8 protein-coding genes are annotated in these 12,564 nt (G+C 72.4%); 7 read left to right on the plus strand and 1 reads right to left on the minus strand.

Annotated elements, in window-relative coordinates; genetic code table 11:
• Positions 1-502 precede the first annotated feature (502 nt).
• The 6 genes from ACG83_RS15225 (at position 503) to ACG83_RS15250 (ending at position 8,058) form a co-directional block, all read left to right on the plus strand.
• Positions 503-1,837 (plus strand): mechanosensitive ion channel family protein, encoded by a 1,335-nt coding sequence (locus ACG83_RS15225; RefSeq protein WP_054567245.1) that lies wholly within the window; start codon positions 503-505, stop codon positions 1,835-1,837.
• Between the two features lie 117 nt (positions 1,838-1,954).
• The gene (locus ACG83_RS15230) at positions 1,955-2,686 is read left to right on the plus strand and encodes a response regulator transcription factor (RefSeq protein ID WP_054566873.1); all 732 of its coding nucleotides are present in this window, start codon (positions 1,955-1,957) and stop codon (positions 2,684-2,686) included.
• Between the two features lie 7 nt (positions 2,687-2,693).
• Positions 2,694-4,613: a HAMP domain-containing sensor histidine kinase gene (locus tag ACG83_RS15235; RefSeq protein WP_054567246.1), complete on the plus strand. Its 1,920-nt coding sequence runs from the start codon at positions 2,694-2,696 to the stop codon at positions 4,611-4,613.
• On the plus strand, positions 4,610-7,123 hold the full coding sequence (gene malQ / locus ACG83_RS15240; protein WP_054566874.1) for a 4-alpha-glucanotransferase: 2,514 nt from the start codon (positions 4,610-4,612) through the stop codon (positions 7,121-7,123). The genes ACG83_RS15235 and malQ overlap by 4 nt, the downstream gene beginning before the upstream one ends.
• Before the next feature lie 82 nt (positions 7,124-7,205).
• Positions 7,206-7,658, plus strand: coding sequence for a hypothetical protein (locus tag ACG83_RS15245; RefSeq protein ID WP_054566875.1), 453 nt, complete (start codon positions 7,206-7,208; stop codon positions 7,656-7,658).
• Positions 7,645-8,058: a DUF5130 family protein gene (locus tag ACG83_RS15250; RefSeq protein WP_054566876.1), complete on the plus strand. Its 414-nt coding sequence runs from the start codon at positions 7,645-7,647 to the stop codon at positions 8,056-8,058. The genes ACG83_RS15245 and ACG83_RS15250 overlap by 14 nt, the downstream gene beginning before the upstream one ends.
• A gap of 111 nt (positions 8,059-8,169) precedes the next feature.
• On the opposite strand, the gene pepN is transcribed toward ACG83_RS15250, so the two are convergent.
• Positions 8,170-10,725 carry an aminopeptidase N gene (pepN, locus tag ACG83_RS15255; RefSeq protein WP_054566877.1) on the minus strand — a complete coding sequence of 852 codons (2,556 nt, stop codon included), beginning with the start codon at positions 10,723-10,725 and terminating at the stop codon, positions 8,170-8,172.
• Positions 10,726-11,275: 550 nt separating this feature from the next.
• Between pepN and ACG83_RS15260 the strand changes: the two genes are divergently transcribed.
• Positions 11,276-12,481 carry an AI-2E family transporter gene (locus ACG83_RS15260; RefSeq protein ID WP_054566878.1) on the plus strand — a complete coding sequence of 402 codons (1,206 nt, stop codon included), beginning with the start codon at positions 11,276-11,278 and terminating at the stop codon, positions 12,479-12,481.
• The last annotated feature ends 83 nt before the right edge of the window (positions 12,482-12,564 follow it).

The following is a 12,564-nucleotide window of genomic DNA, read 5'->3' on the forward strand; positions in this document are numbered from 1 at the left end:
ACCTTCTTCTGCGTCGGAACGCGAGCCTGTTTGCATGGTCATCGGCCCGGCCTAAGCGCTGATGTGCATATCCGGCCCGGTTTGTGACCAACAACAAGCCCATCAGGTCATGTGTCGTGACCGCATAATTACGTTGCGTGATCGCGTGTAGCGTTGTGTCTGTTCGTGGTCGAGGTGGGGGTGTCCGGCCGTCGAAGGTCGCCGATGGGCGACACTGTCAAGGTCGACATCGGTGGCCGTGTGCGGGAGCGTGGGCGTTCGTCCACGGCTGGCCGTCCGCTGGCCTCCGCCGACCCTCCAGGTCGCGGGTGGCGCCGGGCGGGTCCCGAGCCGGCGCCGATGCGCCAGATCTGACCGACAGAACCAGCTACGGAGGATGGCCAACGGTGTGCCCATCTAGCGTTTCCGGTTCGGCGTGCTTCGCGTCAAGCCGCCGTGGGCCCGGGTGTCATGCGGTGTCGCAGGGCCGGGTCCGCCGGTGACGGCCAAGTCGGTCATCCCGATGCTCGGTGCGTTCCTGTCCCCGACGCCCGCGCCCACCACGGCGGCCGGGTCCGCCTCGCCTACCCCGATTCCCTCGGTGTCGGTGTCACCCGGTGCGACGGACGATCCGATCGTCTCGATCGAGGGGGTAGGCAAGGCGTTGCGAGAGGCCTGCGGCACCGACGCCAGCATCACCTGCCGGACGGTCTACAACGTCACTCACAGTGACTATCTTGCGTCTGGTGCCGAGGTGTTTCTCGGTACTCCGATCAAGATTTTGCTCATTCTGATGATCGCGCTGATGGTGCGATCGCTCCTGCACAGATTCATCCGGCGGGCCACCGGGCGGGCTGCGTCCGGCCGCAGTTCGGGGCCGTTGCGAGGGCTGCGCTCCAACACTCTGCTCGGTGCATTCGGCGATCCGACGGTGCTGATCGAACGCCGCCGCCAGCGTGCCGCGACCGTCGGTTCCCTGCTGCGTAGCGTGACGTCAATCTTTATCTTCGGGCTGGCTTTCCTGACGATCCTCGGCGAGCTGGGGATCAATCTCGCGCCGATCGTCGCCAGCGCCGGTGTGCTCGGGATCGCGGTCGGTTTCGGCGCGCAGAACCTCGTGCGCGACTTCCTGTCGGGCATGTTCATGCTTCTGGAGGACCAGTACGGCGTCGGCGACGTGATCGACGTCGGCCCGATTTCGGGCACCGTCGAGGCGGTGAGCCTGCGGATGACGCGTTTGCGGGACGTCGAGGGCACGGTCTGGTATGTGCGTAACGGCGAGATAACCCGGGTCGGGAACAAGAGCCAGCAGTGGGCCCGCACGGTTCTCGACGTTCCGCTCGACTACGACACCGAGGTCACCGAGGCCAAGCGCCTGCTGCGCCGGGCGGCGGACGAGCTGTGGCAGGACGACGAGTGGTCGGCCCTGATCCTCGACGAGCCCGAGGTCTGGGGCATGGAGACCATGACCGCCGACGGCTACACCCTGCGGATCGCGATCAAGACCCAGCCCCTCAAGCAGTGGGACGTGGCCCGCGAGCTTCGTGAACGGGTCCGGGCCGTGCTCAGCGCCGCGGGCATCGCGCTGGGCACGGTGCAGCGCAGTGAGGTCGTGGTGGTCGACGACGACGATGAGGAGGGGGCGGCCGCGGAGGAGGACGAGACGAGCTCGAACGACGGCTCCACCGACTCCTCCGGTCGCGGCGGTGGCGATCTGCCCGCGCCGCGGATCGACCCGCCGCTGCCGTCCTCGTCGACATCCGGCGGCGGCCAGGCCGGTGCCGGTGCGGGCGCTGGCGCCGGAGCCGGTGCGGGGGCTGGCCCGGGTCCCGGAACCGGCGCGGGAGGTCCGCGCTGACCCCGTTCGCGCCGCGTCGGCCTTCTTGTCTGAAGCTGGGCTGAGGATCCCGGAAGGTCTTGCTTACAGGCGCGTCCAAAGCCCGGAACTGTCCGCGGTGGCAGGCACACTGGGGGCGTGCGCGTACTGGTTGTGGATGACGATGACGCTGTCCGTGAGTCACTGGAGCGGTCGCTGCGCTTCGAGGGGTACGAGGTGCGTACCGCCGCGGACGGCGTGGACGCTCTCGATCTGGTGGGGCGTGAGCAGCTGGACATCGTCGTCCTCGACGTGATGATGCCCCGCATGGACGGGCTGGAGACCTGCCGGCGGTTGCGCGGGCGGGGCAACGACGTGCCGGTCCTCATGCTGACCGCCCGCGACGGCCTCGCCGACCGGGTCAGCGGCCTCGACGTCGGCGCCGACGACTACCTGGTGAAGCCGTTCGCGTTGGAGGAGCTGTTCGCCCGGCTCCGCGCCCTGATCCGCCGCGCCACGCTGACGACGCGCGGCGCGGCCGGCCAGGGCCAGGCAGCCGATCGGGACGCGGCCTCGGTGCTGCTGTACTCGGACGTCCGGCTGGACCCGGTGAGCCGCCAGGTCCTGCGCGGCCCGCGCGAGCTCACCCTGACCAAGACCGAGTTCGAGCTGCTGGAGCTGTTCCTGAGCCATCCGCGCCAGGTGCTCTCCCGCTCGACGATCATGGAGAAGGTGTGGGGCTACGACTTCGGCCCCTCCTCCAACTCGCTGGAGGTGTTCGTGAGCTACCTCCGCCGCAAGCTGGAGGCGGACGGCGAGCCCCGGCTCCTGCACACCGTGCGCGGTGTCGGCTACGTCCTGCGTGAGCTGCCCGCCGCCGACCGGGCGTGAGCATTCGATGAACCTGGAGGCGGAAGGGCGGCGGATCGGGTCCGCGGCGCCTCGTGAGCCCGAGCACCGGCCGCCCGGCTGGTCGGGGCTGCTGTCGCGGCTGACGTTGCGGGCCCGGATGTCCCTGCTCGCGGGCGTCGCCGTCGCGGCGGCGGTCGCCGTGGTCGCCGGCGTCGCGCTCGGCGTGACCAGGATCGTGCTCAACCAGGCGATCGACGACCAGCTGCTGGAACAGGCCAGAGCCTCCGCCGCGAACGTGCAGGCGATCGTGGACCTGCAGACGAGCGAGATCAACGTCGGCGCGCTGACCTTCGGCATGGAGATCCAGTTCCTCGACTCCGACGGCGTGCCACGGCGCAAGGAGTTCCCCTCGCTGGACAGGGTCGCGATCCCCGTGGACGCGCAGGACGTGCAGGTCGCCCAAGGCCTGCGGCGGAAGAACCTGCACACGGTGACGGTCGACGGCGCGCGCTACCGGGTGGTGACAGTCCCGCTGCGCTACCCGCCGCCGCTGAACGGCACCGGTGCTCTCCAGTTCGCCCGCCCCACCTCGGACGTCGACCGGACCCTGCGTGACCTCGGCGTCGTGCTGTTCGTCGTCGGCCTGGTCGGCGTCATCGGCTCGGTGATCGCCGGCCGGCTCGTCGCACGGGCGTCCCTGAAACCGGTCGACGCCGCCGCGGCCGCCGCGGAGGAGGTGGCGCGGACCCAGGACCTGTCGGCGCTCATACCCGTGACCGGCAGCGACGAGATCGCGCGCCTCGCGAGCAGCCTCAACAGCATGCTGCGGGCGCTGGAAGCCTCCAGGCTGCGGCAACGCCAGCTCGTCGACGACGCCGCCCACGAGCTGCGCACCCCGCTGACCAGCCTGCGCACCAACATCGAGCTGCTGCTGCGGGCGGAGTCCACGCCGAACCGGGCCCTGCCGGCGGAGGACCGGGCGGCGCTGCTGCGCGACGTCGACGCGCAGATGCGGGAACTGACCGATCTGGTCAACGAGGTCATCGAGCTCGCTCGGGACGAGGCGCCCACAGAGGAAGTGGAACGGCTCGACCTCGCCGGCATCGTGCGTTCCGCCGTCGAGCGGGCGCGGCGGCGGGCGAAGTCCAGGAACATCCACATCGAGGTGGTCACGGAGCCCTCGATCGTGGCCGGGCGCCCCGGCCTGCTGGAACGGGCGGTGACCAACCTGCTGGACAACGCCGTGAAGTTCAGCCCGGCGTCTTCCACCGTCCGGGTGGCCAGCCGCGGCGGGGAGGTGACGGTCTCCGACGAGGGGCCGGGCATCGCGCCGTCCGACCGGGAGAAGGTGTTCGAGCGCTTCTACCGGGCGATGTCGGCCAGGGGCCGGCCGGGCTCCGGCCTCGGGCTCGCGATCGTGGCGGACGCGGTCGCCATGCACGGCGGGACCGTTCGCGCGGAGGCCACGCCGTCCGGCGGGGCGCTGATGCGCATGACGCTGCCGCTCGCGGCACCCGGCTGGTCGGTCGGGCTTCCGTGGGAGGGCCCGGCCGGGCCGCCCGGTCCTGTCGGGCCGCCCGGTCCTGTCGGGCCGCCTGGGTCCGCCGGGCCGCCTGGGAGCGCGATGCCCGTGGGTCTCGCTCATCCGGCCCCACCAGCCGCGCCTGGTGGCCCGGGCACTCCGAGCAGCCCAGGTGGTCCAGGTGGTCCAGTCGGCCCGGAGTCACCCTGGCAACGCCCGGCCTCGCCGCCGGTGCGCCCGCCGGCGCCCCCCGCGCCCCCAACCCACCCGGCGCCGCATTCGCCTCCGGCGCCGCATTCGCCTCCGGCGCCGCATTCGCCCCCTGCGCCGGGTGCCGCGCCGTCGCCTGGCGGTGGTGATCCACCTACCACAGCCGGTCCGGAAGGCGAGCGGTCCCCAGGTGCATGGGCGCAGCCCGATCAACGGGCAATATCTGGCAGGTGACGTCCGCAGACGAAGGCTCCCGACGACGCGATCCCTCCGTGGCCCAGAACGAACCGGACCAGGAACCCGCCGCTGCGGGTGCCCAGGCCGAGGCGGTCTGGTCCGGCCTCGGTGACCTTGCGCGGCTCGCCGCCGAGTTCGGTGTCGCGACGTCCTACGACGGGCAGGACGGCGCGCCGGTCACGGTCGCGCCGTCGGCGGTCCAGGCGGTGCTGAACCTGCTCGGGGTCGACACCAGTGATCCGGCCCGGGCCCTGGACGACACCCACGCGGCCCGCTGGCGGCGACCGCTGCCGCCGGTGGCGGTCGCCCGGTCCTCGGCTCCGGAGCCGGTCGCGGTGCACCTGCCCGCAGGCCCGCAGACCACCGGGACAGTCGCCGGCACCCCCAGCCCCAGCCCCAGCCCGGCGCCCGTCCCCGCCGCCACCGCGTTCGTCGCGTTGGCGGACGGCGGCGAGGTCGCGGCAGCGGTTCGGCTGACCGACGACGCGCGGGAGGTGGACGGCAACCGGGTCCAGGCCGGGCTGGTGGATCTCCCGGCCGGCCTGCCGCTGGGCGATCATCAGCTGGTGCTGCGGCTCGGCACGGACACGGCACAGTGCCCGCTGATCGTGGTGCCGGACCGGGTACCCGACGTCCTCGGCGACGCCGATGGCCTGCCCGCCGTGGGCGGTCCGGGCGGGCGCGCTCTCGAGGGGGCCGCCAGCGGGCGTGCCTGGGGCTGGATGATCCAGCTGTACGCGCTGGCCTCCGCCGGATCCTGGGCGATGGGTGACTTCGCTGACCTCGCCACCATCGCCGCCTGGTCCGGCCGCAACGGCGCCGATGTCCTGCTGGTGAACCCCCTGCACGCGGCGGCACCGACGTTCCCGGTCGAGCCGTCGCCCTACTCGCCGTCGAGCCGTCGCTTCGTCTCGCCGCTGTACCTGCGGCCCGAGATCACGCCCGAGTACCTGGCCGCGGACGGCGCGGTGCGGGCGGAGGTCGACCGGTTGGCGGGCCAGGCCCGCGCCGACGGGATCCAGGCCGGCCTGATCGATCGGGACGTCGTGTGGCGGGCGAAGCTGGCCGCACTGGAGCTGCTGTTCGCGAGCCAGTCCCCGGCCGCTCCCGGCGCCCCGGCTGCTCCCGGCGCGCCGGCCGCGCCGGGCGCGGAGACGCCGAACGGCGCGGGCGGTGGCGGGCACGCCTCGGGTGCCCCGGGCGGTGAGCGTGGCGCGCTGGCCGACTTCGCGCTCTGGTCGGCGCTCGCGGAGCGACACGGCCGGGACTGGCGGGTCTGGCCGGAGGACCTGCGTGACCCCGCCGCTCCCGCGGTCGCCACTGCGCGCGCCGAGCTCGCGCACCGCGTCGCCTTCCACACCTGGCTGCAGCGGCGATGCGACGAGCAGCTCGCGGCGGCGCAGGAGGCCGCCCGGTCGGCGGGGATGCGGGTCGGCATCGTCCACGACCTGGCCGTCGGCGTCGATCCGGGTGGCGCGGACGCGTGGGCGATGCGTGCGGTGCTCGCCGCCGGTGCCTCTGTGGGAGCCCCGCCGGACGGCTTCAACCAGCAGGGCCAGGACTGGGGCCTTCCGCCGTGGCGGCCGGCGGCGCTGGCCGAGGCGGGCTACGCCCCGTTCCGGGCGATGGTCCGCGCGGTGCTCGCCCGGGGCGGCGGTATCCGGGTGGATCACATCCTCGGGCTGTTCCGCCTGTGGTGGGTGCCGGTCGGAGCCGGTGCCGCCGGGGGGACCTTCGTCCGGTATGACGCGTCGGCGCTGCTGGGGCTGCTCGCGCTGGAAGCGGCCCGGGCCGGCTCCCTGGTCGTCGGGGAGGATCTCGGGACCGTCGAGCCGTCGGTCGCCACCGCCCTCGACGAGGCCGGGATCTTCGGCTCCTCGGTGCTCTGGTTCGAGCGCGCCGCGGACGGGTCGCCGCGCCGGCCGGATGAGTACCGGGTGCGTTCCATGGCCAGCGTCACCACGCACGACCTGCCGACCGCCGCCGGGTTTCTCGACGGCGAGCATGTGCGGGTGCGCGAGCGGCTCGGGGTGCTCGCCCGTTCGGGGGACGCCGAGCGCGCGGCCTGGCTCGCCGAGCGCGCCGACCTGTTGCGGCTGCTCGCCGCCGAGAACCTGCTTCCCGACGCGGGCCTGGCGGAGAAGGGACCGGCCGACGAGGATGTGGTGCTCGGGATGCACGCGGTGCTCGGCCGGTCGCGGGCCCGGGTCGTCCTGATCGCTCCCGGTGACGCGTTCGGTGACCTTCGCCAGCCGAATCTGCCCGGCACCGTCGACAGCTATCCGAACTGGCGGCTGCCGGTGCTCGACGGCGACGGCAGGCCGGTCACCGTCGAGCGGTTGCTCACCGACCCGCGGCCCCGGCGCCTCGCCGAGGCCCTCGGCGCGCGTCCGGCCGACGGCGCCCGTCAGGCTGACAGCGCGCGTCCGGCTGACAGCGCACGCCCGGCCGACCGCGGCGCACGCACCGTCGATCGGGCGGGCACCGGCACCCCCCGGCGCCCCTGAACCGCTGTGTCCCACCTCGCGGCGCCGAGGTCGGGCCGGTCGGCGGCCTCGGCGAGCTAGCTCGCACCCCTGAGGTCGGACCGTGACACCTGTTCCCGGTACCCTTCCGGTCGTGATTCCACGTCGTCCGCGCCGTACGTCTCGGCGGTCCGTCGCGGCCAGCGACCTGTCCTCGACCTCCCGGTCGGGCCGACGGGTCGCCGCGCGCCGCGCTCTGACCGTTGCCGCGTTGTCCCTGTTCACCGTGCCGTTCCTGGCGGTGTCCGCGTCCGCGCAGGATGTGGGGACCACCTACGACCCCGACCCGCTGTCGGCCGTCCATGCCTGGACGATCTACGGTGGCACGGTCGTCGGTGGCTTCCTGCTGGCGTTCATCCTCACCGCGCTGACGAGCCGTCTGAGCCGGCCGTCGCGCTACCGTCCGGGTCAGCCGTGGGAGCACGACACGACCTGGATCGGTGAGAAGTCGGAAGACCTCGACGACAAGCGCTCGGCGGCGAAGCCGGGCACGGGTGGTGCCAGTGGCACCTGGTGAGGCCTTCACCTCCGAGCAGGCTGACCGGCTCGAACGCGCCCGCCAGGCGGCGCAGAGCCAGTCCGGCATCCGGTTCGCCGTCCGCATCGGTGGTCTGGGCGACGACCCGTTGCTCACCGCCGAGCGTCTGCTGGGGGGCCTCGCTGATGGGCACGACGACGAGGCGGTCCTGATCGCCGTCTCGCCTGGGCAGCGGTTCGTCCAGATCGTGACGACGCCGGCCGCGAGGAAGCGCGTCAGTGACGCCGCGGCCGGCCTCGCCACCCTGGCGATGACGTCCAGCTTCGCGCTGGGCGATCTCGTCGGCGGTCTGGTCACGGGCCTGCGCCAGCTGGCCGACGCCGCCGGGGCGCCGGCCGCTGTCCGCGTGCCCGCCGGCCACGCCGCTGCTCGTCGCTGAGCCGCCCGCCGCGCCGGCTGTCATGCCCGGCGCGGCGGACCCGATCCCTCCGGATGGTCCATTCACCCAGGGCCGGCCCCTCTCAGGACCGGCCCTTCGCCGACGGGCCGCTCAACCCGCGGCGGCGTCCTTCGCACGTGCGGCGAGCGCACGCACCAGACCGTCCCGGCCTTCCATCAGTGCCCGCCGCAACGCCGGCACCGGCTCCTGCTCGGCCAGGTAGGCGTCCACCCGCCGCACCGTCTCCTCCTCGATGACGTCGGAGGGGAAGAGCATCTGGGTGATGGTCTGGGCGCTGTCGAACGTCCGGGTCGCCCAGATGCCGCCGATCTCGCTGAAGAACCGGTCGACATACGGCCGGGTCAGCTCCAGCTGGTCGCTGATCCAGAAGCCGTTCATCGTGGCGACCGCCAGATGGTTCGACAGCGTGTCCGACTCCATCACCGCCGCCCAGGCGGCGGCCTTCGCCTCGGCGGTCGGCCGGGCGCTGCGTGCCGTGGCGGCTCGCTTCTCGCCGGTCGCGGTGTTGTCCCGGGCCAGCTCCGCGTTGATCTCGGCGTCGCCGTAGACCCCGCGCGCCACCAGCTGGATCAGCAGGGTCCAGCGCAGCTCGGTGTCCAGGACGAGCCCGTCCACCACGTCGGTGCCCTCGAAGATCGCCTTCACCCGGGCGATCTGCTCCGGCTGCTCGGTCTGGGCGAACGCGGTGGCGAAGACGAGCTGCAGGTCGCTGCCCGGTTCCGCGGCGCGCATCAGCTGCTCGGCACGGGCCGTCAGCTCCCGCAGTGCCGCAGGTCGGTTCGCCGGATCGCCGTAGCTGTCGACGGTCAGCGCCGCCTTGGCGACCAGTGACTGGACGACGCCGATGTCGTCCTCGGCGTCCACCCCGGACAGGACGAGCCGGACGTAGTCACGCGCGGCCAGCTCGGCGTCGCGGGTCATGTCCCACGCCGCGGCCCAGCACAGCGTCCGTGGCAGCGACTCCGAGATCGTCCCGATCGAGTCGATCAGGGTGCCGAGCGACCGCTCGTCGAGGCGCACCTTCGCGTAGGTGAGGTCGTCGTCGTTGAGCAGGACGAGATCGGGCTGGCGCACCCCGATCAGCTTCGCGACCTCGGTGCTCGCACCGACGACGTCCAGCTCGACCCGCTCGCGGCGGACCAGCCGGCCGTCGGCGCCCCGGTCGTACAGGCCGATCGCGACCCGGTGCGGCCGCAGCGTGCGTGACGCGGTGGCCGGCGCGCTCGCCGGCTCCTGGACGACCTCGAACGAGGTGAACAGACCGGACGAATCCGTGCTGAAGCGGGGGCGCAGCGTGTTCGCCCCGGTGGTCTCCAGCCAGTCGGCCGACCAGGGCGCCAGATCGCGCCCGCTGGCCTTCTCCAGCTCGACGAGCAGGTCGCGCAGCGAGGTGTTGCCGTACTCGTAGCGGCGGAAGTAGCTGCGCAGCCCGGCGAGGAACTCCTCCTGGCCCACCCAGGCGACGAGCTGCTTGAGCACCGAGGCGCCCTTGGCGTAGGTGATGCCGTCGAAGTTGGTGCGGACCGCGTCCATGTCGGGGGCGTCGGCGACGATCGGGTGGGTGGAGGAGAGCTGGTCCTGGCGGTACGCCCAGCCCTTCTCCGCGTTCGCGAAGGTCGTCCAGCCGTTGGTGAACCGGGTGGACGTCACCTGGGCGAGCACCGACATGTAGGTGGCGAACGACTCGTTGAGCCACAGGTCGTCCCACCAGCGCATGGTGACCAGGTCGCCGAACCACATGTGCGCCATCTCGTGCAGGATCGTCTCGGCGCGGCGCTCCCGGCGCGCCTCGGTGACCTTCGCCCGGAAGACGTAGTCCTCCAGGAAGGTCACGCAGCCGGCGTTCTCCATCGCGCCGGCGTTGAACTCCGGCACGAACAGCTGGTCGTACTTGCCGAACGGGTACCGGTAGTCGAAGACCCGGTGGTAGAAGTCGAAGCCCTGCTTCGTGATCTGGAAGATCTCGTCCGGGTCGAGGAACTCGGCCAGCGAGCCGCGGCAGTAGATGCCGAGGTCGATGCCGTCGTGGTGGTCGCGCACCTCGTGGTAGGGCCCGGCGACCAGCGCGGTGATGTACGTCGACATCACCGGGGTCGGCGCGAAGGAGGTCCGGGTGGCCCCGTCGGCGGGCCCGGTGCCGGCGGCGGTTCCGGTGACGACGCTGTTGGAGATGATCTTCCAGTCGGCCGGCGCCGTCACCGCGAGGGTGAAGGCCGCCTTCAGGTCGGGCTGGTCGAAGCAGGTGTACATGCGGTGCGCGTCGTACGTCTCGAACTGGGTGTACAGGTAGACCGCGCCGTCCACCGGGTCGACGAAGCGGTGCAGGCCCTCACCGGTCCGGGAGTAGGCGCATTCGGCGACCACCCGCAGCTCGTTCGTCGCGGCGAGGCCGGGCAGGGCGATCCGCCAGCCGTCGAAGACCTCGGCCGGGTCGAGTGGGCGGCCGTTGAGCACGATCTCGCGCACCGCGGGCGCGGCCAGCTCGACGAAGGTCGACGCACCTGGTTCGCCGCAGGTGAACGTGGCGGTGGTGCTGGACAGGAACGTCTCGTCACCGGTCGTCAGGTCGAGCTCGACGTCGTAGGACGAGACGGCCAGCAGGCGGGCGCGCTCGCGCGCCTCGTCGCGGGTGAGGTTGTGAGGCACCCGGATCCTTTCGCGGAAACGCCGCGGTGTCGGCGGGAACGGCGGTGTCGGCGGGAACGGCGGTGTCGGCGGGAACGGCGGTGTCAGCTGGGACGGCGGTGCCAGCTGGAAGAACGGTGCCAGCTGGAAGAACGGTGTCAGCTGGGACGGGCGTTGCTCGTTGGTCAGTCTCCCACGCCCGGCGGTGGGCTCCGTCCACCTACGGGTTACGCCGCACAGCGCCGGATGGCCTCGCCGGAGGCCGTCGAATTCTGGTGCGGAAACGGCGCGACGTCGCCGCGGCCCCGGGATGTTCCGATCCGCGCGCGGGCACGCCGGTTGCCTCCCGACCGCGTACGGAGCGCGGGTTCTTCGGGGACTTGGTGGAATTCGGCCCGGCCCGTCGGGTTGGATGTCCGTGAGGACAGCACCTGACGGGCCGGCGGGCCCGGGGCCGGCGGACAACGCGCCGGCGGTCACAGGGCCGTGGGTGCAGGGCCGTGGGTGCATGTGCCGGAGGGCGCAGGGGCCGGTGGGCGGATCGTCGGACGCCGGAGCGAGGGGGTGGGCCGTGCGTCGGGTTGCGGGGCTGGGGCGGGTGCCCCTGCGGGGTGAGCGGCGGCTGTCCGGGGCCGACGGCGCGGGTGACTCCTCGGCGCCCGGCCGGCGGACGATCGTGAACGGAGCCCACGCGAGCTCGACGGTGCGCCGCGCCGAGCAGCACGTCCCGGTCGCCCTGCGGGTCGCCGCCGGGTGGTCATGGCGCCTGATCGTCATCGGCACCGCCGTCTACATCCTGAGCATGATGGTCGGCAGGGTGCGCACCGTCGTCATCCCGGTGATCGCGGGCCTGCTGATCGCCGCGCTGATCCATCCGCTGGCGCAGCGCTTCCAGCGGATGGGCCTGCCTCGGCTCGGCGCGGCGTTCGCGGCGCTGATCGTGTTCTTCCTGATCGTGACCGGGGCCGGCGTGGCCGTGGGCTTCAACGCCGCCAACGAGATCCCGGCCGTGGCCGACCAGGTCAGCAAGGGCATCGACCAGATCCGTGACTATCTGACGGACGGGCCGTTCCACCTGTCCGAGGGGCAGATCGACGACCTGGTCGACGACATCCGCAAGAGCATCACCGACAACCGGGGGAAGGTGGTCTCCGGCGTGCTCTCGACGGCGTCGGTGGCCGCGGAGGTCCTGACCAGCATTCTCGTCGCGCTGTTCTCCACCTTCTTCTTCCTCTACGACGGTGAGCGGATCTGGAACTGGATCGTCACCCGGTTCCCCGCCGGCGCGGAGGACCGGGTCCGCGGCGCCGGCCGCGAGGCCTGGAACACGATCACCGGCTATATCCGCGGGACGGTCTTCGTCGCCGCGGTGGACGCGATCGGCATCACGATCGGGCTGCTCGCGGTCGGTGCGCCGCTGGTGGCGCCGCTGGCCCTGCTGACGTTCTTCGGTGGGTTCATCCCGATCGTCGGTGCGACCGTCGCCGGGATCGCCGCCGTGCTCGTCGTGCTCGTGTCGAACGGGCTGGGTGACGCACTGATCATTCTGGGTGTGGTGATCGCCGTGCAGCAGCTGGAGGGCCACCTGCTGCAGCCGCTGATCATGCGCCGGGCGGTGCGACTGCATCCGCTGGCCATCGTCATCGCGCTGTCGGCCGGCACCGTGCTCGCCGGCATTCCGGGGGCGATCGCGGCGGTGCCCTTCGTGGCGGTGGTGAACCGGATCGCGACCTATCTCGCCTCAGAAGGGAAGGATCCGACGCCCGCGGACGGTTGAGGTGTGCAGGGGATCGCTGCGGCCGGTCCGAGAAATGGTCCGGTCACGGTGCGGTCACGTTCCATGCGCGCGGGCAGGACCCC

The organism is Frankia sp. R43, from assembly GCF_001306465.1.
GTDB lineage: Bacteria > Actinomycetota > Actinomycetes > Frankiales > Frankiaceae > Parafrankia > Parafrankia irregularis.